Origin of the sequence: Paenimyroides aestuarii, assembly GCF_024628805.1 — a bacterium.
Taxonomy (GTDB): domain Bacteria; phylum Bacteroidota; class Bacteroidia; order Flavobacteriales; family Flavobacteriaceae; genus Flavobacterium; species Flavobacterium aestuarii_A.
Map to the genome: position 1 here is coordinate 2,202,876 of NZ_CP102382.1, position 26,464 is coordinate 2,229,339.

Below are 26,464 nucleotides of genomic sequence, written 5' to 3' on the forward strand. Positions count from 1 at the left end.
TGCAAAATTACGATTTTAATTGGTAAAAATGCGTTAAATTACAATCTAAAAATACCACCTACAACGATAATGCTTTGTAAAAAAGTGAAATTATGCGATGCATATTCGCCTTCTTTGGTTGAAATTGGCGCTTTTGTAATATCAATATATCCTATTTTGGTTTCGTATTGCACAAAAAAGTGTTTAAAAAAAAGTAAGATTCAGGGCACCTTTTGCCGATATTCCATAACCCGCTATTTTAAATTGGTCATAGCGTGGTCTTCCAAAAAGTTTGGCATTGGTTTTTGGATACAAAAAACCTGCACCCAAGCCAGCAATTGCATTAAACTGTATTTTATCGGTTGCGCGTATGCCTAAAAACTTCGATATATCTTCGGTTCGAGCAACTTCGGCATTTATATAATTTAATCCGTCGGTATGTTCAAACTGCAAAAAATCATCGGTAAGTTTCGTTTTTCCGTTTTCTAACACTTCGCCATAAGAACCTTGATTCGGGTAATAACCGGTTATTACAGCTTCTTGATTTTGCGTCATTACATATTTCATGTGATCAAAACCGGCAGAAATACTGTACTTATCGGTAATGTAATAGCCAATCCTAAAATTGGTTTCGGGAATGGTCATTCGCGTTGGGTTGATATAGTCTATGTGCCAACCTTTGGGCTTGTCGTGCGCTTTTGCATTAAGCACCGTAAAGTTGTAATCTTCGCCCTGAAAATGGATGTCTGATGAGGAATAATATCCGCGGTTGGCTCCCCAGTAAATAAATATTTTTCCTTTGTTATTTGCAGTGTACTGATTTGCAGTAACTTCTTGTGCAAATAATATGTACATTAATAAAAGATAAACCGCCTAAAATAAGCAGTCTTTGTAGTGATTTCATTATGAATTATATTTTTTGCAAAGATACCACAAAAAAAGCCCTTACTTGGAAGGTAAGGACTAGTCTATTTATGCTATTTTGCTTAAAAACTTGCGGTATAGCTCAAGCTGATGTTGTGGTTTTTAGATTGAATATTTGCCAAACCATTGGTACCCGAGCTAATCATTCGTTGCTGCGCATCTTGCTGCCAGAACTGATAACCCAAATCAATACGCGACGCTCCGAAACTGTAACCAATACCGCCACTATAGCTTGTTAAATCGTCCATAATGGTTTTGTTTTTATACGGGCTGCTTGCAAAGCGGTATCCTGCACGAAGACTTACACGGTCTAATCGATACTCACCACCAATTCTAAATTCATTGGTAGCTTGTAAATTGTTTCTGTAGAAATCGTTGGTAAGATCATAGTTGGCATCATCTGCACTGTATTCTATGGTACTGTAATCTTTACGGATGTAATCCATGCTCAATAAACCTTTTGTTCCAAACACATACGCCAAACTTCCTGTAAACGCTCCTGGGTTTTTCACTGAATATTTGTTGTAAAGTGTTGTAATGGCTGGATCTATATTGTATAACTGAAAACTACCTCCTGTAGCAATACTTGTTTGCAAACTCTGAGAAAACTCGTCTTGCAAACGCATCCAAGTAGGTGATTGATACGATGCTCCAATTCTAAATGCTTCGGTTGCTTTGTAAATTCCCCCTACATTAAAAGAGAATCCCGAACCGTAAGTATATACGTTATTTCTAAACAACAATTCTTTATAACCATCGGTAATAGCTGCACGGTTTTCTTCATAAATGGCAGAAGAAGTAAGATAATCAATGAAATGAAGGTTTAAATTGGCTCCTACATATAGTTTTTTGTCGATATCAAACGCCACATTAGCCGTTAGTTGATTGTTGAAACCAGTGGTAAAAGTTTCGTTTTCTTGATAAAAACTGCTTCCGGCACCATTCAAGGTATATCCCGTACCTGTGTCGTTGATTAAATATCCTTGGTAAGCCAGCATAGCTTGCTGAGCAGAAAAACCATTGGGAATGGTATTTAAGTAATCATACAAATCGCTAATCGATTCATTTTCCATTGTTTGCACCAAATCTAAAGGCACGCTTCCGCCGTTAAATCCGTTGTTGGCGTGGTCTAAAAAGTAATTGGTAACCGATTGATTGGTTATTCCGCTCGAAAACGTACGGTCGTTAAATCGTGCGTTGGAATGATATCCCAAACCAATAGATACTTTTTTTAATGCTTTCTCTTGATTTTTAGAATCGATTACAAAAACAGCACCAAAATTTGATAAATTCAAGTCACTTTCATTCGCTTTTGACGAATTACCGTTAAAAATCGATGTGCTGTTTTGCAACTGCAAATTGCCTGTAAAACTAAAATTATTGTAATTGAACAAAGCCGTTCCTGCTGGGTTTATTTGCATGGCAGAAATATCGCCACCCAATGCACCAAAAGCACCACCCATGGCATTGTATCGAGCCGAACCATTTACTTGTTGCGTTCCAATTCGCACCGCATCATTCGGATTAAACTCTTGTGCTTGCGTTTGCATGATTCCACAAATGGCAAGCAATGGTAGATATATTTTTTTCATAGAGCTATTTGTCTTTATATTTCTTAAAAATTATTTTTTTATCTTCTTCCGCCACCAGAACGCATTCCACCGCCCATGCTGCCACCGCCGCGCGATCCACCAAAACTTCCGCCTGAATTCATTCGAGAGTTGCTAGAAGGTGTGTAAACTGGGCGTGCACTTCTTTGCATGCGATTGGTTTCTATGCGGTTGGATCTATTAGTACGGGTGTTAAAATTATTGTTGGTGTTGCGAGATCTATCGAAGCTGTTTCGGTTGCTTTCAAATCTTCCTTGCGATACCGCCATTCGGGTAGCTCTAGAGTTTTCACGGGCAAAGGTGGTAGATCTACCAAAACTATTTCTGTTTGATAAACTACTGCTTCGCAAACCACGAGCGTTTGTGGTCGCCATGCGGTTGTTTGTAGCCCATTGACGCGAAGTTAAAGCTCTATAGGAATTGCTTCTCGAAATATTTCTAAAGCCAACTCCAGGATAGCCCCAACCCCAGTAAGGATTACCCCAGCCCCAATAAGGATTACCCCAGCCCCAAGCACCGCCCCAGCCAAAGCCCATTCCCATGCCCCAGCCAAAGCCCCAGTTGTTCCAGCCCCAAAATGGACTGCCCCAACCCCAATTGTTCCAGCCCCAATAAGGATTGCCCCAACCCCAGTTGTCAAAATTATAAACAATTTGGGTATCAGTGGTAGCATCGCCCCAGCCGCCGTTTGGTTGATTGTAATTTGAGGAATAATTGTCAACATCGGTAAAATACGCTTCGTTATCTTCCGTTTTTTCTTTGAAATACTCTGCGTAGTATTTACCTTTTTCATGAGTATCTTCCACAACAATTTTGCTGTTGTTGTAAATTCCATCCACATCATAAGGCTGTTGGCTTAAACTAGAACAGCCTGTAAGTGTTGCTCCTGCTGCTGCAAATAGGCAAAAGCTCAACACATTGAATCTTTTAATAGGTATATGTAGCATATTTAAAGTTTTTATTGTTGAACATTACAAATTTAAGTAGATTTGCACTTAATTATTTGTTAATTTTAATTTATCAAAATATATACCAAAATACAAAAAATGAGCAAGAATATAACTACTAGGGCAGAAGATTATTCAAAATGGTATAATGAATTGGTTGTGAAAGCCGATTTGGCCGAGAATTCGGGTGTTCGCGGATGTATGGTTATTAAACCTTACGGATACGCTATTTGGGAAAAATTACAAGGCGAATTAGATACTCGTTTTAAAGAAACAGGTCACAGCAATGCTTATTTTCCTTTGTTTGTTCCGAAGAGTTTATTTGAAGCTGAAGAGAAAAATGCCGAGGGTTTTGCAAAAGAATGTGCGATTGTTACGCATTATCGTTTAAAAAATGATCCAAACAACCCTGGGAAATTAATGGTGGATCCCGATGCAAAATTAGAGGAAGAATTAATAGTTCGCCCTACATCCGAAGCAATTATTTGGAGCACTTATAAGGGATGGATACAATCTTATCGCGACCTTCCGATACTTATCAACCAATGGGCAAATGTGGTGCGATGGGAAATGCGTACCCGTTTGTTTTTAAGAACTGCTGAATTTTTATGGCAAGAAGGCCACACGGCTCATGCCACTAAAGAAGAAGCTTTGGTTGAAGCAAAGCAAATGCAGGATGTGTATGTGGATGTGGTTGAAAATATCATGGGAATACCAGTTATAAAAGGTTACAAAACCGAAACTGAGCGTTTTGCAGGTGCCGATGAAACCTATACCATTGAAGCTTTAATGCAAGACGGAAAAGCGTTGCAAGCAGGCACCTCGCATTTCTTAGGACAGAATTTTGCCAAAGCGTTCGATGTGAAATTTACCAATAAAGAAGGCAAACAAGATTATGTTTGGGCTACTTCTTGGGGGGTTTCCACGCGCTTAATGGGTGCGTTGATTATGACACATTCTGACGATAATGGTTTGGTGTTGCCACCCAAATTAGCACCGATACAAGTGGTGATTGTTCCTATTCACAGAACCGAAGAGCAATTACAAGAAATTGGCAACAAAGCCGATGAATTGATTGCAGCGTTTAAAAAGAAAGGTATATCTGTGAAATACGATGACCGCGACACCCACAAACCGGGTTTTAAATTTGCGGAATGGGAATTGAAAGGAGTGCCGGTGCGCATTACTATTGGTCCGAAAGATCTAGAAAACGGTACTTTTGAAGTAGCCCGAAGAGATACATTGACCAAAGAAATTGTTTCGGCAGCAAACGCAGTAGATTATATCGAAAATTTATTGAATGAAATTCAAGAACATTTGTTTACAAAGGCATTGAATTTTAGAGAAACACATATCACTGAAGTGAATTCTTTTGATGAATTTAAAGAAGTTTTAAAAACAAAAGGCGGCTTTTTATTGGCACATTGGGACGGAACACCCGAAACAGAAGAGCGCATTAAAGAGTTAACCAAAGCAACCATTCGCTGCATCCCAATGGATCAAAAAGCAGAAGAAGGTGTTTGTGTACTTACAGGCAAGCCTTCAAAAGGCAGAGTATTGTTTGCAAAAGCCTACTAAAAAGAGAAACTCCCAAAAAAAGCTATTTTTGGGAGTTTTTTTATGGTTTACAAAAGCGGTGGGTTAATTTATTGTAGCCCCACCATTCAATATGAATTCCTTTGCGTGTTTCAATTGCTGTGTAAATCGTGGCTATAAATTCTATAATGTTAAAAATGATTACCACTGAAAGATATACAAAATATATGGTATTCACGCCGGATTTGTTTAAAATCAAGGCAATAGTCCACCAAAAACATATATTGTTAAAAATAAATACAACTAATTGCGAAAGCAATGCTTGCGTGCAATGCCAACGCACAAAATAAGTTCCTTTTCGATTGCTAAAATAAAACACTATGGTAGCGATTAAGTTAACAATGGGCAAGGGCAAGCCGGCCACCAAAGCCACCAACGACATTAAATAGCTATTCGATGCTTTTTCTGCTTCGTGTTCGCTGGGGGTATAAGAAAAACGCTTGTTTAAAATCATACATCTTTTATGATGTTCCAAATCCAATTTAAAAGAAGTAACAAGACTGCTGTCCAAGCAATTTTAGGCTTTTGCAAGAATTGTTCTGTATCCTTATAAAATTTTAAGAAAGTAGTTTTATTAAAGAATAAGTCAAACAACAACCAAATAGGTAGCACCAGCATGATTATTGCGATGATGATTCCCAACGGATTCAACAGCAATGCTTTCTGAATATCACCATTCATTAAAGCTATTACAGCTCGTGTTGATCCACACGAAGGACAAGGAAAAGTTGTTATTCTTTTAATACTGCAAACTGTTACTTCCGCATGGGTATTTGAAACGGTTTTAATATTGTAAAAAAGCCAAATATAGCCCGCAATGCAGGCTATGAGTAATAAAAAATAAAAGGTATTTTTTTTAATACGAGGCATTAAAGAATACTTGTTGCAACTTCTCCATGTTTTTTTCTCTGGTAGCCCCCATGATTAAAAAGAAATCAATAATAGTCCAAACTCCAAAACCGCCACAAGTTAATAATTTACCAATACCCATTCCGGTATCTCCGATAATGAATCGGTCAATACCTAAACTTCCCCCTCCTACTAAAGAAATAATCAAGCTGGTTGTTGGGTCTTTAAATTGTTGTGTTTGAATGATTGACCATTGAGAATCGTCTAACTTTAAAAGTTCTTCTCTAATGTATCCTAATTGATGACTTTCAAAGAATTTTCCGTTGGTCATTAGGAACATATCCACTTTTTGTGCGTCCATTTTTATGTTTTTTCAGTGTCCTACTCGTATAGCTTTTCGGCATCGCTCCGTTTTTCATGGTTTCTGGCGTCCATAATCTCGTTGCAAAATTAAAAAATTATGTTAAAAAAACAATTCTTTTTCACTAAAGGTTGATTAGGGATTGAAGCGCTAATTTATAGGATTGCAAACCAAAACCACATATAACACCAGCCGCTGTTTCAGAAATATAGGAATGATGTCTAAATGGTTCCCTGCTATAAATATTGCTTAAATGCACTTCAATAACGGGCGTTGAGATGGCACGAACAGCATCGGCTATAGCAATTGATGTATGGGAATATGCACCCGCATTTAGAATAATGCCATCGTATGAAAAGCCAATCTCATGCAAGGTGTCAATTATAAATCCTTCGTGATTGCTTTGGAAGTAAATTAAATCAGCAGTTTGATATTCGTTTTGTAGTGATTTAAAAAAATCTTCAAAATTTATATTACCGTAGATTTCGGGTTCTCTTTTTCCTAATAAATTCAAATTAGGTCCATTAATAATGGCTATTTTCATGAATGGAGTTTTTAATTTTAGTAAAGATAACAAACTAGATTGTAAAAATTAAAAGGAAATAAATGAAAACACTTACAATATTATTATTACTCTATGAGTTGAATGAAACATGAATAAATCATTATCGAGTGATTAAAGTATTGTTAAATAAGTTGTCTGTGGATATTGTGATTCGCTAAATTTGTACCACAAAAAATAATTATTAGAATGAAAAAGATTTTATTATCAGTAGCTGTATTGGCTACAAGTGTTGCAGCACAAGCCCAAGAACGCACTTTTGGTTTTAACCAAGGAGATGTTTTATTAGAAGGAAGTTTACAAGCAAATTCTGAAGACAACAAGTTAGAAACAGTAAAAACTTCGGAATTTAATTTCACACCGAAAGCAGGTTATTTCATTAATGATAACTTTGCAGTAGGGTTAGGATTAAATTTTGGTTCTGCTAAGATTGAAAATTATTCAGATGTAGTAGCAGATCGAAATACCCAAAAGGCTAACAACGTAGGTTTTGAGGTTTTCGGACGTTATTACTTCATGGATTTAAATAGATTTCAACCTTATGGTGAAGTGGGAATTGGCTATAATTCTTTAGGCGGAGAAATTTCGAGATATGATGAAGCAACTAGCACCACAATCACTAGAGATTTAGATAAAACAAACCGTTTTGGTGTGAATGCTACTTTAGGTATCAATTACTTTGTAACACCTAAAATTGCAGTAAATTTTGCACTGAGCAATGTTATAGGTTTTAATTCCTCGAAAATGGATACGCCAAATGCTAAAGCTACAACCGATTTCTATGCTAATATCAATAACTTTAATAACTTTTTTGATACAGCAACCTTCGGTTTAACCTTTAAATTGTAATTTTTTTAAAGAAATTTAATAAAATTTTAAGAGCCTTTCATTTTTGAAAGGCTTTTTTTATATCTTTAAGGCTTCAAATATATTTAAAGCTGAACTAATGAAGAAAATAGTACTGTCAATCGCTTTTTTAGGGTTGTTAACAACGAATAGCTTTGCGCAACGCAATCATCGAAACTTAATAGAAACAGGAATTAAGATTGGTCCTAATATGTCACGCTTAACAGGTGGAAACACTCAAGAATTCAAGCCTGGGTTGCAAATAGGAGGAACAGTTGAAATTCCCTTGTCTTTTTATAAAAAGTTTGCCGTTCAAGCCGAATTGCAATATGCAGTGCAAGGTTACAAAGGTGCTGAATATAATCAAATTGATATGTTAACTGGCGAAACTACTGAAACATTCAAGTTAGAAGATGTTACCATGCATTATATGTATTTGCCAATTACCTTTAAATACTACGCAAGCAAAAATTTTTCCGTAGAATTTGGTGGGCAAGTAGGTTATATGTTGCATGCGCAAGGTCAGTTTGATGCCAATAAATACAATACCGCTCGCTCGTATTTGTATTTAACAGATCCGCGTTATGCTGCCTCATATTCTCAATTAGACCAAGCTTTGTTTGAAGCTGGTTACCGCAGTAAAGATCCAGATGATTTCTATGAAAGATTAGATTATGGCCTTACAGGTGGTTTTTCATATTACTTAGACAGTGGAGTATTCTTTAACTTCCGTTACTATATGGGATTACAAGATATTTATAAAATAGATAATGATTACCGTAAGTTTACAATTCCGGATGCAGGAGAAGAACTTCAACGTGAAATTGATTATATCAACAATAATTTAAAATTTGCACCTTTAACAAACACTTCGGTTCAATTATCAGTTGGTTATAAGTTTTAAGCTTGCACCATACATTAGCATTTTAAATTACAAATATATTTAGCCACCGTAAAGGTGGCTTTTCCTATGAGTGATACTATTGCACAATATGCATATTATTTAAGATTAGAACGCGGTGTAGCAGAAAATACACTAGTGAACTATTTGTATGATTTAGAAAAGTTACAACACTTTTTGGGAAGCAATTGTAAAATAGCATATGCTCAAGAACATGATATCAGAAGTTTTATTCATTTTATAGCCGATTTTTTAGCACCATCCACTCAAGCACGAATACTTTCGGCATTAAATCACTATTACAACTTTTTAATTTTACAGCAAACAATTGACCAAAATCCGGTAGCCTTTATTGAATTGCCCAAACAATCAAGAAAATTGCCAGTGGTGCTTACTGTTGACGAGATCGATTTGTTGCAGTCATTGATTAAAAAAGATACCCACGAAGGGGTGCGTAACGATGCAATCATTGAAGTACTTTACAGTTGTGGGTTGCGTGTGTCTGAGGTGGTTCACTTAAAGCTGTCGGATCTTTTTTTTGACGAAGGATATATAAAAGTTTTGGGAAAAGGTGATAAACAGCGTTTTGTACCCATCACCCAATCTGCTATGAAAAAGGTTCTTTTCTATTTAAATGAAATTCGTTTTCAATTAAAAATAAAAAAAGAAGCCGAAGACATTCTGTTTTTAAATAGGAGAGGAGGGCAGTTGACCCGTGCAATGATTTTTACGATTTTGAAAAATTTATCAAAAATGGCTGGGTTAAATAAAAATATCAGTCCACATACGCTGCGGCATTCTTTTGCCACACACTTGTTAGAAAACGGAGCTGATTTACGCTCCATACAAATGCTGCTGGGGCACGAATCCATCACAACTACTGAAATTTATTTGCATCTAGATAGAAATAAATTAAAAGAAGAAATAGAAAAATTTCACCCTTGGAGCAATAAGTAATTGAAAACGCTATAAAATCTCATAGGTTTTCAAATTCTTCACTTCTTTAATAACAAACATGCTGTGTGTGCTTTGAACCTCTTCCATCGTTGTGAGTTTAGAAAGCATAAACTCGCGATAAGCTTCCATATCTGCAACACCAATTTTTAAAATATAATCATACTCACCACTCACATGAAAACACTCTAAAACCTCAGGAATTTCATGTATTTTCTTTTCAAAGCGCAAAATGGCATCTTTTGAATGCGATTTAATTTTTATGTGAGAAATCGCCATAAAACTGCGATTGATTTTATCTTTATTCACAATTGCCACATAATCGGTAATAATTTGTTGCTTTTCTAATTTCTTAATGCGTTCATATACAGCGGTGGTAGAAAGTTGCAATTGGTCTGCAAGTTCTTTTGTGGTTTGCTTGCAATTTTTTTGTAGCAATGCCACTAATTTTAAATCTGTTTCGTCTAATTTCATATTATATTTTAAGTTATTTGTCGATATTGTAGATTTTTATTCGGCAAAATTAAACTTTTTGATGATTAATTTTCTAATATACAGTTTTTTATTTGGATAAACAAATAGGTGTTCCTAATTTTAAAACGCTAAATAAAAAATACAAAAAATGTTTAAACCAGCAGATAAAATTCAAGACTTACAATTTTTTGGAGAATTTGGCGGTGTGAATCCCTCAATTTCCGATTCTTCAACATATACTTTCCTAGCCGCAAAAACAATGTTTGATACATTTGAAGGCAATACAGACGGTTGTTATTTGTACAGTCGTCACAGTTCGCCCTCTAATTTGTATTTAAGCGAAGCTTTGGCACAACTAGAAAATACCGAAGCTGCCAACGTCACTGCATCGGGTATGGGTGCAATTACAGCAACGCTTATGCAATTGTGCAAAAGTGGCGATCATATTATTGCCAGCAGAACCATTTATGGCGGAACTTATGCTTTTTTAAAGAATTTTTTACCTGAATTTGGGGTAACAATCGATTTTGTTGATATTACTAATATCGATAAAATTCAGTCGCTGATAAGGCCCAATACCAAAGTAATTTATTTAGAAACCGTTAGCAACCCCTTGCTAGAAGTGGCGGATATTCCTGCGATTTCTAAAATTGGCAAACAGTGCAATATACAAGTGGTGGTTGATAATACCTTTTCACCACTAAGCGTAACTCCTGCCAATTTAGGAGCCGATATTGTAATTCACAGTTTAACCAAATATATAAACGGCAGCAGCGATACAGTAGGCGGCGTGGTTTGTGGCAGCGCTGAATTTATCAACAGTTTAAAGAATGTAAACAATGGTGCATGTATGTTGTTAGGTTCCACGATGGATAGTATGCGGTCGGCAAGTATTTTAAAAAACATGCGCACCCTACATTTACGAATGAAGCAACACAGTGCCAATGCGCTTTATTTGGCCGAAGCTTTTAATGAATTAGGGGTTAAAACGGTTTATCCAGGATTATCAACCCATCCATCTCATGAAATTTTTAAAAGCATGTACAATAGCGAGTTTGGTTTTGGTGGTATGTTAACAATCGATGTTGGTTCATTAGAAAATGCCAATGCAGTTATGGAATTAATGCAAGAACGAAACATTGGATATTTGGCCGTAAGCTTAGGGTTTTACAAAACCCTATTCAGTGCACCTGGAACATCCACATCATCAGAAATTCCGGTCGATGAACAAAAAGAAATGGGCTTGTCTGATGGATTGATTCGTTTTTCTATCGGCTTAGATAATGACATCGCACGTACTTTTGAACTTATGAAAAGTTGCTTAGTTGACTTAAAAGTTATTTAATTGATTAAAATCGCCTTTTTAAAGGCGATTTTTTTTACCCCCAAACCAATCACCAAAAACAATTTTTAACATTTCCCAACAAACTCATAATTTGCTTTTAAATATCATTAATATATGGTACTTTTGTTAGTAAAAAAGTAAGAAATTGAGTTTGAAAAAGAAAATTTTAAAAGTTATTAAGTACGTTTTAATAACTTTAGCCTCTTTATTGGTGTTAATTTTGGCGGCAATTTATTCGCTTCAGTTTCCTGCTGTGCAAAATTTTGTGAAGGATAAATTGGTAAACTATTTGCAAGAAAAAATACAAACCAAGGTTTCTTTAAATCGGGTGTATGTTCATTTTCCTAATAAAATTGAGCTGGAACAATTATATCTCGAAGATCAAAATGCCGATACGCTTTTATACGTTAACCACCTAAATGTTGGTTTAGACCTTCCCCAATTATTAAACAACAAAGCCGAATTTACTGCTATTGAACTTGATGGATTAACAGCAAACGTGGAAAAACGCGCAGACAGCACTTTTAATTTTGACTATATTATTGATGCATTTGCCACTAATGATGAAGAGGATGATGAAAGCAAACCTTTTATAATAGATTTAGATAAGATACACCTACAAAATATAAATGTTACATACAACGATCGCACCAGCAAAAACGATATTGCTTTAAAATTAACCGATTTGCAAACCGTGGTAGAGGTTTTTGACTTAGAAAAAAACAACTATGCTGTTGATTACATTAATGCCGACGGGTTTCAATTGATTTTTAACCAAGGCATGCTAAAAGAAGTAGCTGCTAATACCGAAGAAAAGGTAGATTCTTTATCTGAAGAAAACCCTTTAAACATTGCTGTTAACGCATTAAATCTCACAAATTTTGATGTTTTATACGATGATGAAAATAGTGCTACACGCGCAAAAATAGTCTTTGCTAAATTGCAGTCAAAAATTAAAAAAATAGACCTGCCTACTAATAGCTTTAATATTTCGGACCTTCAATTTCATGATGCATTTGTAAATGTATTGCTCACACCCATGTCAAAAGCATCACAAAGTGTCAATGATTCAGCAACTAATAATCAAGAAGAAGTTGCCGCTGAAACCAATCCGTTTAAAGTATTTTTAAACAAAGCCAATCTGCAAAATGTAAATGTGGTTTACAACAACGGTTTGAGCGAAAATACTTCAAAAGCATTTAATGCCAATCATTTAGATATTAAAAAATTAACAGCAAACATCAACGATTTAGAATTGATAGGCAGCAATGTGAAAGGAATTATTCAAGAGGCAAGTTTTACTGAAACCAGTGGCTTTTTGTTGGAAGAACTGTCAACAAAATTTGTATATGGTGAAAAGGAAACTCTTTTAGAAAACTTAACATTAAAGACTCCCAACACCTTTTTGCAACGCAGTTTAAAACTGCAATACCAGTCAATTGATGATTTTACGAATAATCTGGGAAATGTAGCGTTAGAAGCCAATTTGCCCGATACGAAAATCGGCTTTAAAGATATTCTTTGGTTGGCACCCGATTTAAAAAATACGGCACCTTTTAATTCGTATCCCACTGCGGTTCTGAATGTTTCTGCCAACCTAAAAGGAAAAGTAAACGATCTTTTAGTACAAGAATTCAAACTTTCAGGCTTGGGTAGTTTAAATGTAAATGCTTCGGGAACCATAAAAAACGCATTGGATACCGATCGTTTATGGATGAATTTAAAAATTGCAAACCTCACAGCAGATAAGCGTTTGATCAATAATTTAGCGCCAAAAAATGCGATTCCAAATAGCATAGAAATTCCGGAAAACATGAACCTTTCCGGGAAAATTAAAGGCGGTTTGAATGATTTATATGCCGATTTAGGATTACAATCTTCCTTTGGTAATGCAAAATTCACTGGAACATTTAATCAAAAAGTGAAAAATGCCGAAAAGTATGACATCAATGCGTCGTTAGCATCTTTTAACGTAGGCAAATTGTTGAAACAACCCGATTTGGGCATCGTAACTGCTCAGGCAAAAATAAACGGAACTGGCTTTAATTTCGAGCAAAACAATGCCACGATAGATGCATTTGTAACACAAGCAACTTATAAAGGTTACACTTACCAAGGCGTTGATTTAAAAGGAAAAATTTCCAATGGAAATTACGAGGCAACACTTCGTTCTGATGATGAAAACGCAAAATTAAATATCGCAGCCAGCGGAGTGTACAACGCCACGCAGCCAACTGTAAAAACCGATGGTACCATTTTTAAAATCGATCTTAACAAACTTGGTTTTTACGATACACCAATGGCTTTGGCAGGAAAGTTAAATGCCGATTTTTCATCGCTTAATCCCGATGCTTTGAATGGCGAAATGCTGTTGCAAGATTTTGTGCTTTCAGACGGTGACGAAATTTATCCAATCAGTACAATTAGCCTAAAAGCGGTGAGCAATGACAGCATCAATAGCATCGACTTAAAATCACAAATTGTTGATGCAGCCATTACCGGAAAATATAAATTAACCGAAATTAGTGCTTCGTTGCTAAGCACATTAAATCAATATTATCATTTTCAAAAAGAAAGCGATCCCAAAAAACCAATTAGTCCATCGCAATATTTTGATTTTAAAGGAAAAATTAAAAACGACGACCTCATTCGCAAGTTTGCACCTGCGCTTACATCGTTTCAAACCATCAATCTGTACGGTTCCTATAATGCCGATTCGCGTAAAATTACGGTATATGGAAGTGTGCCCCAAGTGCAATATGATGCTTATCAACTGAATGACATTAAATTATCGGCTGGAAACGATGAAGAAAGTTTGAATTATTCCGTAACATTGAACCAGTTAGACAGCGAACAATTTAGGTTGGAAAATATTGTTTTAGATGGATTTATAGCAAACGATGTCATTGATTACAATTTATTGGTTAAAGACGACAACGAGGAAGTTCAATATAAAATTGCCGGAAATGTAGCCACAGCCAATGATTTGATTGATTTAAGCTTGAAACAAGACGGTTTTGTGTTGAATTATGATGCTTGGAGTGTTGCACCGAACAATAAACTTACTGTGTATCCAACCGGATTGGTGGCACAAAATTTAGACCTTACAAGCGCCAACAGTTCCATTACGATCAATTCAGAAGGCGACACACCTGCAGCGCCTTTAAATATTCAGTTTAAAGATTTTAAAATTGAAACATTAACAGAGATTGTTCGTAAAGATTCGTTGCCTGCTGAAGGAACCATCAATGGAAAAGCGGTATTAAAAGATGTGATGAATGATTTGCGATTAACAGCCGATTTAAACATTAAAGATTTAAAAGTTTTTGGAAATGCTATTGGAACAATAGATGCTTTGGTGGCAAACGAAACATCTTCCTTATATAATGCAGATATTAAATTGAGCGGCTTCAACAACAACCTGTCGCTATTGGGAAGCTATGATACCGCAGCGAGTAAATTTGATGCAAATTTAGATATAAAAGCCTTGCAAATGACCAGTATTCAAGGTTTTTCAATGAACCAACTCAGCGATGCTAAGGGGTATATTTCGGGTAAATTGAAACTTACCGGCACCACTGATGCACCAAGTATATTGGGGAATGTACAGTTTAACGATGCCGGTTTTGGCGTAACACAGCTCAACACTACTTTTCAAAACATGAACGATGAAATTCAATTTACTAATAGAGGAATTGTGTTTAAATCGTTTAAAATAAATGATACCGATGGAAATGCCTTAACCATAAACGGTGCAGTGCTTACCAAAACGTATCAAGATTTTAATTTTGATTTGAATCTTTCGGCGCGCAATTTCAAAGTGGTGAATTCTACTAAAACCGATAATCAAATGCTTTATGGGGTGATGGCTATCAATGCCAATATTGGTGTAAAAGGCAATTTAGATCTTCCAAAAATAGATGGAACGATAAATGTAACCGATAAAACCGATTTCACATTTGTAATGCCGCAATCAAGTCCGGCATTGCAAGAACGCGAAGGTATTATAGAATTTGTAGATCAAGATCAATTGGCTTTGGAAGATACCATAGAAGACCCCGAAGAAGATTTAAACCAAACACTAAGCGGCTTGGATGTAAACTTAAATATCGAGTTAGACAAGGAAGCACAAATGTCTATCGTAATTGATAAAGCAAACGGAGATTTTATCAAATTGCAAGGAGAAGGGCAGTTAACAGGTGGTATTGATCCATCGGGCAAAACCACCCTTGTGGGAAGATATGAGGTAAACGAAGGTGCTTATGAAATGTCGGTAAGTTTGTTAAAACGTCGATTCATCATTCAAAAAGGAAGTTCTATCACTTGGACGGGCGAGCCAACAAAAGCAGATGTTGATATCACAGCGATTTATAAAACCAAAGCTGCACCTTATGATTTGGTACAACAACAAGTGGGCAACGACGAAATTTCGAACCTATACAAACAACGTATTCCTTTTAATACCTTGTTAAAAATGTCGGGCGAATTGCTAAAACCAATCATTACGTTTGATATAGAAGTAGATGGCAATAATCCCGGCATACCAACTGAAATCACCGCAGCTGTAAGCAATAAACTAAGTGAACTGCGCACCGAAGAGTCGGAAATGAACAAACAAGTTTTTGCTTTGCTATTGTTGAATCGTTTCATTGGCGAAAATCCATTTCAAAGCAGTGCAGGAATGTCTGCAGAAAGCGTTGCCCGCCAAAGTGTAAGCCGTATGCTTTCGGAGCAGTTAAACAATATTGCTGCTGATTTAATTGATGGTGTGGAATTGAATTTTGATTTAGAATCTACCGACGATTACAGCACAGGTACCCAACAAAACCGTACCGATTTGAATGTAAATATTTCTAAAACATTGTTGAATGATCGTTTAAAAGTGAGTGTGGGCAGTAATTTTGGTTTAGAAGGAAATGAACGCCAAAACGAACAAATGACCAATATTGCAGGCGATATTCAGATAGAATATTTATTGTCTAAAGACGGCAGGTATTTATTAAAAGCCTATCGAAAAGACGAATACCAAGTGGCACTACAAGGACAAATTATTGAAACCGGTGTTGGTTTTGTGATTACATTAGATTACAACAAATTTAGAGAATTGATCAACCGCAGCAAACGAAACCGCGCCTTTAGAAAACAACAAAGAAAATTACAAAATGAACAAGCTACCTCAACAACTAAATAAACTACTTTTTGCAGCCACAGCTTTGTTTTTGGTTGGCTGTAGCAATACGCGTTTTGTGCCCGAAGGTGATTATCTATACACAGGTGCATCTATTACTATTTTAAGCGATTCCTTGCCGAAAAGTAAAAAATCGGCATTAGAAGATTTGTTAAAAGAATCGTTAACCCCAAAACCCAACAAATCATTTTTGGGGTTGCGTCCTCAAATATATATCTACAATAAAGTAAGCGAACCAAAGAAAGACAAGGGATTCAAACATTGGTTAAAGTATAAAGTAGGAAAAAAACCGGTCTATTTAAGTGATGTGGACATTCCTTTCAACTTAGATTTAATCGAAAACACGGGTGAGAATAATGGCTATTTTAATATTTCGGCAAGTTATGATACCGTGCCCAAAAATAAGAAAGTACATATCAATTATGAAGTATCGCCGCGCGTTCAATATACAATTAATGAGGTTACATTTCCACAAGATTCAACCATTTTGGCAAAAGAAATCCGGAAAACAACCGATGAATCGCTTTTAAAAATAAACGATCCGTTTAGTTTAGATGTCATTAAAAATGAACGCGAGCGTATCGATGCGAAATTAAAAGAAAATGGTTTTTATTATTTTGACCCAAACAACATTATTGTACAAGTAGATAGTACCGAAGTAAAACACAAAGTCAACTTAAAAGTAAAAATTAAAAACGATACACCCGAACTGGCAAAAGAGCAGTTTACGATTGATAAAATTTATATCTTTTCGGATTATAACTTGCGAAATGCGCGCAACCGCCGCAATTTGGTGCGTGCAAACACCGATACCATTCTGTGGAAAGACAATGTATATATTTTAGACCCAAAAGAAAAATTCCGTCCGCAAATTTATGATCGGGCGTTGTATTTTAAATCAGGCGATTTGTACAATCGTTCCAATCACAACCTCACTTTAAGCCGGCTGATCAATTTGGGTACGTTTAAGTTTGTAAAAAATCAATTTGTATTAAAAGACTCAACCGCTCAAAAATTCGATGTGTATTATTACCTCACTCCAAACGATTTTAAATCGCTTCGATTGGAAACATTGGGAAAATCGAATTCTGCAAGTTATGTGGGCGGAGAAGTAAACTTTAATTGGCGCCACCGCAATTTTCTGCGCGGAGCAGAATTGTTTACAGCAACACTCTACACAGCCATCGATTTTCAATTAGGTGGCAGTAAGGAAGCCAATAATATTTACCGTGTGGGTAGCCGTTTTAGTTTAACTTGGCCGCGCATCATTGCCCCGTTTAAATTTCAGTCATCGAGTGCCTTTGTGCCGCGTACTCGGGTGCAATTAGGATACGAATATCAAAACCGCACCCAACTATACACATTGCATAATTTCAATGCATCATTTGGCTATTTATGGAAAGAAAACGCCTTGCGCGAACACGATCTAAAACTGCTTGAAGTTACCTATGTTGCACCTGAAAAAACCACTGCAAAATATGAAGAAGAGATTGCAAAATATCCACCATTAGCCCGTGTTACCGAAAAGCAATTGATTTTTGGTCCGGTATATTCGTATATTTTCACCAATACCATGTTGCCTAAAAAACACACTTTTTATTACAAAGGATTATTAGACTTATCGGCCAATTTAACAGGTATTATATCAGGAGCAAATGCAGAAAAAGAAGCGCCTAAAACCATTTTGGGTGTTGCATATAGCCAATACATCAAAACAGAGCACGATTTTAGGTACTATTTAAAACTGAACAATACCTCGCAACTTGCTAGCCGTTTTATTGCAGGAGTGGCATATCCGTATGGAAATTCGGTGCACATGCCTTTTTCTAAACAATTTTTTGTGGGTGGTAGCAATAGTATTCGTGCTTTTCGAGCACGTACCTTGGGTCCGGGTAGCTATGATCCGCGCGGAGAAGGTTCATCGTTTTACCATGATCAAGCAGGAGATGTGAAATTAGAAGCAAATTTAGAATACCGTGCCAATATTATTAGTTTTTTAAATGCAGCCGTGTTTGTAGATGCCGGAAATGTATGGCTTTTTAATGAAGAAACTACAAGACCCGGCGGACAGTTTAGCAAAGAATTTTTGTCAGAAATTGCCGTTGGAGCTGGTTTTGGTTTGCGTTTCGATTTTAATATCCTCATTCTTCGTACCGATTTGGCAATGCCTTTGCGCATACCTTACTATCCCAAAGGAGACCGCTGGACGTTCAATGAAATAGACTTTTCACGAAAAACATGGCGCCGAGATAACCTTATGTTTAATATTGCCATTGGGTATCCGTTTTAATATTTTTTTAGGCAGATTTTATACCAAGTTTGTAACTACATAGGATTAATAATCGTGTTTTGAGGGAAGCAAAAATTTCACCAAATAAAAAATATGTATTAATAGAAAATTTTGTACCTTTCAAAATCCTTATTATTATGTAATACAAAATATCTTGCCCAAGAATGAAAAAAATTTTAATAATAGAAGATGATGTGTCTTTCTGCCTGATGATGAAGACATTTCTAACCAAAAAAGGGTTCGAAGTGTTCCATGCTTTTTCATTCAAAGAAGCGGCTATAATCTTAAACGATGAAAAAATTGACCTAGTTTTAACCGATGTCCGCTTGCCAGATAATGATGGTATCGAAATACTTAAATTTATTAAAGATATCAATCCAGCCATTCAAGTAATATTAATGACTGGTTACACCGATATCAAAACAGCAGTAAATGTGATGAAAATGGGTGCTTTTGACTATGTATCAAAACCCATAAATTCCGATGAAATCCTGCATACAATTGACAAAGCACTGAAAGATTCCGGAAAAATAGCTACGGTGGTTCACTCCGAAAAAAATACTGAAACCAATGAAACACGACCTGTAAAAAATGCTTACACGGGTAGTCATTTCATTAAAGGTAAAAGTGAAAAGTCTAAACAATTGCACGAGTTTATAAACGTGGTGGCACCTACAAATATTTCGGTATTGATTATAGGTGATAGTGGTACCGGAAAGGAAAATATAGCCTATTCCATTCACAAATTAAGCAAGCGTCAAAACATGCCTTATGTGGCGGTTGATTGTGGGGCAATCCCAAAAGATTTAGCTGCAAGCGAATTTTTTGGCCATGTAAAAGGCTCCTTTACAGGTGCAACGGGTGATAAAGTTGGTCATTTTGAAGCAGCTAATGGAGGAACTATTTTTTTAGACGAAGTAGGTAATTTAACCTACGATGTTCAAGTGCAACTACTTCGTGCTTTGCAAGAACGAAAAGTGAAACCTGTAGGAAGCAGTAAAGAAGTAAATGTAGATATTCGCATTATTGCTGCTACCAACGAAGACTTACAAAAAGCAGTTCGAGACGGACATTTTAGAGAAGATTTATACCATCGATTAAACGAATTTTCCATTCAAGCTCCTCGTTTAAATGAACGAGGTAAGGATATTCTTGAATTTGCAAATTTTTTTATAGCGCAATCAAATGAGGAATTAGAGCGCGATGTTCATGGTTTGTCTGATGAAGTTACAGAATTGTTTTTAAATTATGAATGGCCAGGAAATTTAAGAGAAATGCGCAATGTAATTAAACGTGCGGTATTATTAAGTAAATCCGATTTTATTGAAACTTCTGTACTACCTGCCGAAATGTTTCAGCCAAACAATTTGTTAAAGAGCAATGAGACAGATGAAAATGCAGCGACTAGTTTTAGCAACGGTATTTCAGCAGAAGAAGAAATGAAGTTGTATTCATCGAAAAACGAAGAGCATTTAATCAGAGTGGCATTAGAAAAGGCAAAATACAACAAAACAAAAGCAGCACAAATATTAGGCATTGATCGAAAAACGCTGTACAATAAATTAAAACTCTATGATATTGAGTTGTAATGAAAAATAAATAAAAATGAGTACTTTTGGGTACTCATTTTACATTTAACTATTTTTGCGGCAGTAAGCACCAACTTGTAGATTGTTCCAACAAAAGGTATTGATGTTTTCAGTTTTTAAACTATTGAAAACAATAAGGTTCAATATAAATGGTGTTTTGGCTTGTTAATTGATTTTAAAAAGCTGTTTATAAAGAAGAAATATGAACAAACAACCTATAATTGCGGTCATTGGATTAGGCTATGTGGGGCTTCCATTAGCTTGCCTATTTGCCAAAAAATACCATGTGATTGGTTATGATATCGATACAAACCGAATTGCAGCACTTAATAATGGCGAAGACCGAACCTTAGAGGTGTCAAAAGAAAACTTAGAGGCTGTTTTAAATACCTCATTAGTAGGCACTACTGCTTCTAACGGTTTGCGTTTTTCAGACTGTGAGGCAGATTTGGAAATAGCCGATTATTACATCATCACCGTGCCTACACCTGTTGATAAAAACAACACACCCGATCTAACGCCTCTTAAAAAAGCGTCTGAATTGGTGGGTTTGGTACTGCGAAAAGGAAATGTAGTGATTTATGAATCAACTGTTTATCCAGGAGTAACAGAGGAAGAATGTGTGCCTATTTTAGAAAAAAAATCAGGTTTACAGTTCAATACTGATTTCTTTGCAGGATATTCACCAGAACGCGTAAATCCGGGCGATAAAGAACGGCCTATTGAAAAAATTATTAAAGTAACTTCTGGTTCAACAACCGCAATTGCTCAGGAGATTGATGCACTTTATGCATCGGTTATAACTGCTGGAACACACAAAGCATCTTCAATCAAAGTAGCCGAAGCAGCAAAAGTGATCGAAAATGCGCAGCGCGACATTAATATTGCATTTGTAAACGAATTGGCAAAAATTTTTGCGTTAATGGGTATCGATACCAAAGAAGTATTGCAAGCTGCAGGAACCAAATGGAATTTTATGCCCTTTCAACCAGGTTTAGTAGGCGGACATTGTATTGGGGTGGATCCGTTTTATTTGGCACAAAAGGCACAACAAATGGGCTATTATTCAGAATTGATTTTATCGGCACGTAGGTTAAACGATTCAATGGGTGCATTTGTAGCATCCCAAGTAGTGAAACTAATGATTCAAAATGATGTGAAGATAAAAAAAGCTAAAGTTTTGGTATTAGGTGTCACTTTTAAAGAAAATTGTCCCGATATGCGCAATTCCAAAGTATGGGATGTGGTAGATGCACTTATAGATTATGGATGCTGTGTTTCCGTATATGATCCATGGGTGAATTGGAGAAATCGTGTGCTTCCAAAAGAAGTCAGTGTTTTAGAATCTTTAGAAAATACCACCTTCGATGCAGCAGTTTTAGCCGTAGCCCATCAACAATTTTTATCGATGGATGTTCGAAAACATTTGAACCCATCCGGCGTGATTTATGATGTGAAAGGAGTTTTACAAGAACCGGTAGATGGCAGACTGTAAGACATTGTTGGCGCTCGGTATCCTTTGAAGCATTATTGAAATAATTTGAATGATAGTATTAAAAGCATCTTTCAAGATATTAATGCATATTAAGCATCATGTAGCACAATCAATAGTTAAAAGTTTTTTGATATTTTGTGAGAATCAAATTTTGTTACCGTTAAAGGTCACTCCGAAAGCAGTAGTATAAATAAGGAGTAACAAACTAAAAAATAATGTTTCGCTTATTCAAATATGCACGCACGCTTAAAAAGTTTTTCTTCAATCCATAAAAAAGTGGTAAATTTCCACCCATAAATGCTTTTTAGACGGTGTACAGAAAAGGTAGGAAGTAAAAGTGATGCATCCTTCGAAAATACATTTTATCTGAAGAGTTATACAAAACATTATGAAAATAGGAATTACTTTTAGTGCATTCGATTTGTTGCACGCAGGACATATAAAAATGCTCGAAGACGCAAAACGCCAGTGCGATTATTTAATTTGTGGATTGCAAACCGATCCCACAATAGATCGACCTGAAAAAAACAAACCCGCACAAAGCGTTGTAGAGCGGTATATTCAGTTAAAAGGATGTATTCATGTTGATGAGATTGTTCCTTATGCAACCGAGCAAGATTTAGAAGATATCCTTCGGTCGTTTAAAATCGATGTTCGTATTTTAGGAGAAGAATACCGCGATAAGAATTTTACAGGCAGAGCTTATTGTGAGGAAAAAGGTATTGCATTGTATTTTAACCAACGCGATCACCGTTTCTCAAGTTCGGGTTTGCGCAAAAGCGTAGCCGAAAAAGAAAGCATTAAAAGCACCGAGTAAGAACCCGAAATTGACTCTTAAAAAAGAAAAAATGAAAAATATATTGGTAACAGGCGGCTTAGGCTATATTGGTTCCCACACCGTAGTGGCTTTGCAGCAAGCCGGTTTTCAAGTGTATATTATAGACGATTTATCAAATTCCCATCTAAACGTTTGGGAAAAAATCACATCCATTACCAACATACAGCCGGTTTTTTATAATATCGATTTGAAAGATGCAAATGCGGTGAATGTTTTTTTTCAATCACATGAGATTGATGGTGTCATTCATTTTGCAGCATACAAAGCAGTTGGCGAATCAGTAGAAAAACCTTTGCTTTATTACCGCAATAATTTGTTGGGATTGATGAATGTTTTGCAAGCAATGGACGATTATGCGGCAGATCATTTTATTTTTTCCTCATCGTGTACCGTGTACGGACAAGCAGACGAAATGCCGATACATGAACAAACACCACTGAAAAAACCAGAGTCGCCTTATGGAAACACCAAAAAAATGGGCGAGGAGATTATTGAAGATTTTGTGAAAGCTACACAAAAAAACGCCATAGCCTTGCGGTATTTTAATCCTGTTGGTGCTCATGCATCTGGAGTGATTGGTGAATTGCCAAGCGGCATACCTAATAATTTGGTTCCATATGTTACGCAAACAGCTATGGGAATAAGGGAGTGTTTGGGAATTTTTGGCAACGATTACGACACGCGCGACGGCACAGCTATTCGCGATTATATCGATGTAAACGATTTAGCCGATGCCCACGTTAAAGCCATGCAACGTTTGTTGGATAAGAAAAACCAAGCTCATTTAGAATTTTTTAATTTGGGTTCAGGTACCGGCTCAACAGTTCTAGAAATTGTACATGCTTTTGAACAAGCAAACGGAATCAAAATACCCTATGAAATGAAACCCCGCAGAGCAGGTGATATTGTGCAAGCATTTGCCGATTATTCGTTAGCAAAAAACCAACTTAATTGGCAGCCCACAACCAGTTTGCAAACCTCTATGCAAACCTCTTGGAAATTTCAGCAACAAACAGAAAAGTAATAATAAAATAGTATCTTTGAACCCATTCGATTAGAAACATTCAAAAAAATGAAACATACCCTTATCATTACAGGTGGTGCCGGATTCATCGGTTCGCACGTGGTTCGTGAGTTGGTGACCAAATACCCCGATTATACCATCGTAAATGTAGATGCACTGACCTATGCCGGTAATTTAGAAAATTTAAAAGATATCGATCACTTGCCAAATTATCATTTTGAAAAAGTTGATATTTGTGATGCACAGGCAGTTAATCGTGTTTTTGAAAAATACCAACCAACCGGCGTTATTCACTTGGCGGCCGAGTCGCATGTAGATCGCTCCATTGCTGATCCATTGGCTTTTGTGATGACCAACGTAATTGGTACGGTGAATCTATTAAATGCCGCGCGCGAAGTTTGGAAAGGCAATTATGAGGGTAAACGTTTTCATCATGTGTCAACCGATGAGGTTTTTGGTGCGTTGGGCAGCGAAGGTTTCTTTACCGAAGATACTAAATACGATCCACATTCACCTTACTCCGCTTCCAAAGCATCTTCTGACCATTTTGTGCGTGCATATCATGATACATACGGCATGCCGATCATTATGACCAATTGTTCCAACAATTATGGGCCGAATCATTTTCCAGAAAAATTAATTCCGTTGTGTATTCATAATATCATCAATAACAAGCCGTTGCCGATTTATGGCGATGGAAAATATACCCGTGATTGGTTGTTTGTGATTGATCATGCCAAAGCGATTGATTTGGTTTTCCACGAAGGAAAAAACGGTGCTAGTTACAATGTTGGTGGATTTAATGAATGGACAAATATTGATTTAGTAAAAGAATTGTGCAAGCAAATGGATGCCAAATTAGGGAGGGAACCAGGCACTAGTGAGCAGTTAATTACTTTTGTGAAAGACCGTCCGGGGCACGATTTGCGTTATGCCATCGATGCCAATAAAATCAATAAGGAATTGGGGTGGTATCCAAGCGTAACCTTTGAACAAGGGTTGGCAAAAACAATTGATTGGTTTATGGACAATCAAGATTGGCTGAACAACGTCACATCGGGAGATTATCAGAAATATTATAACAAACAATATCAAGGCTAGTTTGAAAGCAACAGAGACCCATTTAAAAGGCTGTTTTATTATAGAACCACGCAAGTTTGAAGACGAACGCGGGTACTTTTTTGAAAGCTTTAACGAAAAAACATTTAACGATTTAACAGGAACAAACACCCATTTTGTGCAAGACAATCAAAGTTATTCCAAAAGAGGAGTGATACGCGGATTGCATGCCCAAGCGGGAAGTCATGCCCAAGCAAAATTGGTACGCGTTTTAAAAGGCGAAGTAATTGATGTAGCTGTTGATGCTCGTCCAGACTCAGACACTTTTGGTCAGCATGTAGCTGTGCATTTATCAGCAGAAAATAACAAACAGTTATTTGTTCCCCGTGGTTTTTTACATGGTTTTTCGGTATTGAGCGAAGAAGCAATCTTTTTTTATAAATGCGATAATTTTTATAACAAAGAATCAGAACAAGGCGTTTTATACAATTCACCTGAATTACTTATTGATTGGGGAATAGAGGCAGAAGCAGAGATCGTATCAGAAAAAGACATCATCTTACCAACTTTTAATCAATTGTTTAACGTCTAATCGTAGAACTGTAGAATCGTTTATTTGTTCATCAGATCATTATATAACTATGAAAATATTAATCACCGGTCGTCAAGGTCAACTAGGATCTGAATTGCACGATTTAAAAGAATCATATCCTCAACACCAAATGGTTTTTGTAGATCGTGAGGAAATGGATTTAAGTAACCCGGAGCAGATTCTCGAAGTTTTAAATACCGAAAAACCAGAGATTATTGTAAGTGCAGGCGCATATACTGCTGTTGACAAAGCCGAAAGTGATCAAGAACTGTGCAATGCCGTAAACCATATTGCTGTGCAAACAATAGGAGAGTGGGCAGCAGCACACCAAGCAAAAGTCATTCATATATCCACCGATTATGTGTTTGATGGCAACAGTGAAACGCCGTTAAAGGAAACCGATACACCAGACCCCATTAATGTGTACGGACAAACAAAGCTGCAAGGCGAACAAGCTTTACAAGCTTCAGGAGCCAACAATGTCATCATTCGTACCGCTTGGGTATATTCTGTGTATGGCGCTAATTTTGTAAAAACCATGTTGCGTTTAATGAACGAACGGGAAGAAATCGGTGTAGTTGCAGACCAAGTGGGCACGCCGACCTATGCCCGCGATTTGGCACAAGCCATCATGACGATTGTTGAAGCACCTGTGTTTGTTCAAGGAGTTTATCATTACAGTAACGAAGGAAAAATAAGTTGGCATGAATTTGCCACGGCGATAAAAGAAATAAAAGGATTGCATACCAAAATAAATGCCATTGGCAGTGATGCTTTTCCAACACCTGCAAAGCGCCCTCATTTTTCATTGCTTGATAAATCAAAGATTAAAGAAGTGTACCAAGTTGCCGTTCCGCATTGGAAAACAAGCTTGGAAGAAATGCTTTTAAAGATGCGTTAATCGTTTATCTTTTTTACAATAAGAATTTCCTTTCTTCGTATTTGAAAAGGAGTTAAGTTCATAGGTTCATTTAGATAGTAAATTTTTTAGTTCACTAGTTCTGTAATAAAAGAAATACCCGAATTAATACCTTATAATCT

The 26,464-nt window shown here is 36.4% G+C and carries 21 protein-coding genes and 1 pseudogene; 14 read left to right on the forward strand and 8 right to left on the reverse strand.

Features of this window, described 5'->3' with window-relative positions; genetic code table 11:
• Positions 1-38: 38 nt before the first annotated feature.
• The 3 genes and pseudogenes from NPX36_RS10700 to NPX36_RS10710 form a co-directional block, all read right to left on the reverse strand.
• Positions 39-834: pseudogene (locus tag NPX36_RS10700) on the reverse strand (hypothetical protein).
• A gap of 131 nt (positions 835-965) precedes the next feature.
• Positions 966-2,495, reverse strand: coding sequence for an OmpP1/FadL family transporter (locus NPX36_RS10705; RefSeq protein ID WP_257498692.1), 1,530 nt, complete (start codon positions 2,493-2,495; stop codon positions 966-968).
• 38 nt (positions 2,496-2,533) lie between these two features.
• Complete coding sequence (locus NPX36_RS10710) at positions 2,534-3,460, reverse strand: hypothetical protein (protein ID WP_257500767.1); 927 nt, start codon at positions 3,458-3,460, stop codon at positions 2,534-2,536.
• Positions 3,461-3,559: 99 nt separating this feature from the next.
• Here NPX36_RS10710 and proS point away from each other — a divergent pair, with 99 nt between their 5' ends.
• Positions 3,560-5,038 carry a proline--tRNA ligase gene (proS, locus tag NPX36_RS10715; protein WP_257498694.1) on the forward strand — a complete coding sequence of 493 codons (1,479 nt, stop codon included), beginning with the start codon at positions 3,560-3,562 and terminating at the stop codon, positions 5,036-5,038.
• Positions 5,039-5,078: 40 nt separating this feature from the next.
• On the opposite strand, the gene NPX36_RS10720 is transcribed toward proS, so the two are convergent.
• The 4 genes from NPX36_RS10720 to aroQ all read right to left on the reverse strand — a co-directional run bounded on the left by NPX36_RS10720 (position 5,079) and on the right by aroQ (position 6,810).
• Positions 5,079-5,510, reverse strand: a complete 432-nt coding sequence (locus tag NPX36_RS10720) for a DUF4870 domain-containing protein (RefSeq protein WP_257498695.1) — start codon at positions 5,508-5,510, stop codon at positions 5,079-5,081.
• Complete coding sequence (locus tag NPX36_RS10725; RefSeq protein ID WP_257498696.1) at positions 5,507-5,926, reverse strand: DUF2752 domain-containing protein; 420 nt, start codon at positions 5,924-5,926, stop codon at positions 5,507-5,509. The genes NPX36_RS10720 and NPX36_RS10725 overlap by 4 nt, the downstream gene beginning before the upstream one ends.
• The gene (locus NPX36_RS10730; RefSeq protein ID WP_257498697.1) at positions 5,913-6,266 is read right to left on the reverse strand and encodes a TM2 domain-containing protein; all 354 of its coding nucleotides are present in this window, start codon (positions 6,264-6,266) and stop codon (positions 5,913-5,915) included. The genes NPX36_RS10725 and NPX36_RS10730 overlap by 14 nt, the downstream gene beginning before the upstream one ends.
• A 124-nt stretch (positions 6,267-6,390) precedes the next feature.
• Positions 6,391-6,810 (reverse strand): type II 3-dehydroquinate dehydratase, encoded by a 420-nt coding sequence (gene aroQ, locus NPX36_RS10735; RefSeq protein WP_257498698.1) that lies wholly within the window; start codon positions 6,808-6,810, stop codon positions 6,391-6,393.
• Positions 6,811-7,017: 207 nt separating this feature from the next.
• Between aroQ and NPX36_RS10740 the strand changes: the two genes are divergently transcribed.
• The 3 genes from NPX36_RS10740 (at position 7,018) to xerD (ending at position 9,532) form a co-directional block, all read left to right on the forward strand.
• On the forward strand, positions 7,018-7,677 hold the full coding sequence (locus NPX36_RS10740; RefSeq protein WP_257498699.1) for a porin family protein: 660 nt from the start codon (positions 7,018-7,020) through the stop codon (positions 7,675-7,677).
• 97 nt (positions 7,678-7,774) lie between these two features.
• Complete coding sequence (locus NPX36_RS10745; protein ID WP_257498700.1) at positions 7,775-8,578, forward strand: porin family protein; 804 nt, start codon at positions 7,775-7,777, stop codon at positions 8,576-8,578.
• 66 nt (positions 8,579-8,644) lie between these two features.
• Entirely contained in the window at positions 8,645-9,532 is an 888-nt protein-coding gene (gene xerD / locus NPX36_RS10750) for a site-specific tyrosine recombinase XerD (protein WP_257498702.1), read from the forward strand.
• Positions 9,533-9,541: 9 nt separating this feature from the next.
• On the opposite strand, the gene NPX36_RS10755 is transcribed toward xerD, so the two are convergent.
• Positions 9,542-10,003, reverse strand: coding sequence for an Lrp/AsnC family transcriptional regulator (locus NPX36_RS10755; protein ID WP_257498703.1), 462 nt, complete (start codon positions 10,001-10,003; stop codon positions 9,542-9,544).
• A 148-nt stretch (positions 10,004-10,151) separates the two neighbouring features.
• Here NPX36_RS10755 and NPX36_RS10760 point away from each other — a divergent pair, with 148 nt between their 5' ends.
• The 10 genes from NPX36_RS10760 (at position 10,152) to rfbD (ending at position 26,324) form a co-directional block, all read left to right on the forward strand.
• On the forward strand, positions 10,152-11,348 hold the full coding sequence (locus tag NPX36_RS10760; protein ID WP_257498704.1) for an aminotransferase class I/II-fold pyridoxal phosphate-dependent enzyme: 1,197 nt from the start codon (positions 10,152-10,154) through the stop codon (positions 11,346-11,348).
• 151 nt (positions 11,349-11,499) lie between these two features.
• Positions 11,500-16,539 carry a translocation/assembly module TamB gene (locus NPX36_RS10765; protein ID WP_257498705.1) on the forward strand — a complete coding sequence of 1,680 codons (5,040 nt, stop codon included), beginning with the start codon at positions 11,500-11,502 and terminating at the stop codon, positions 16,537-16,539.
• Positions 16,511-18,826 (forward strand): translocation and assembly module lipoprotein TamL, encoded by a 2,316-nt coding sequence (tamL, locus tag NPX36_RS10770; protein ID WP_257498706.1) that lies wholly within the window; start codon positions 16,511-16,513, stop codon positions 18,824-18,826. The genes NPX36_RS10765 and tamL overlap by 29 nt, the downstream gene beginning before the upstream one ends.
• Positions 18,827-18,990: 164 nt before the next feature.
• Entirely contained in the window at positions 18,991-20,415 is a 1,425-nt protein-coding gene (locus tag NPX36_RS10775) for a sigma-54-dependent transcriptional regulator (protein ID WP_257498707.1), read from the forward strand.
• 202 nt (positions 20,416-20,617) lie between these two features.
• Positions 20,618-21,910: a nucleotide sugar dehydrogenase gene (locus tag NPX36_RS10780; RefSeq protein ID WP_257498708.1), complete on the forward strand. Its 1,293-nt coding sequence runs from the start codon at positions 20,618-20,620 to the stop codon at positions 21,908-21,910.
• 388 nt (positions 21,911-22,298) lie between these two features.
• Entirely contained in the window at positions 22,299-22,727 is a 429-nt protein-coding gene (locus tag NPX36_RS10785; RefSeq protein ID WP_257498709.1) for an adenylyltransferase/cytidyltransferase family protein, read from the forward strand.
• Positions 22,728-22,758: 31 nt separating this feature from the next.
• On the forward strand, positions 22,759-23,772 hold the full coding sequence (galE, locus tag NPX36_RS10790; RefSeq protein WP_257498710.1) for a UDP-glucose 4-epimerase GalE: 1,014 nt from the start codon (positions 22,759-22,761) through the stop codon (positions 23,770-23,772).
• Positions 23,773-23,820: 48 nt separating this feature from the next.
• Positions 23,821-24,873: a dTDP-glucose 4,6-dehydratase gene (gene rfbB / locus NPX36_RS10795; protein WP_257498711.1), complete on the forward strand. Its 1,053-nt coding sequence runs from the start codon at positions 23,821-23,823 to the stop codon at positions 24,871-24,873.
• Between the two features lies 1 nt (position 24,874).
• A complete protein-coding gene (gene rfbC, locus NPX36_RS10800) occupies positions 24,875-25,423 on the forward strand; it encodes a dTDP-4-dehydrorhamnose 3,5-epimerase (RefSeq protein WP_257498712.1) in 549 nt (182 codons plus the stop codon).
• 49 nt (positions 25,424-25,472) lie between these two features.
• A complete protein-coding gene (gene rfbD, locus NPX36_RS10805) occupies positions 25,473-26,324 on the forward strand; it encodes a dTDP-4-dehydrorhamnose reductase (RefSeq protein ID WP_257498713.1) in 852 nt (283 codons plus the stop codon).
• Positions 26,325-26,464: the final 140 nt, after the last annotated feature.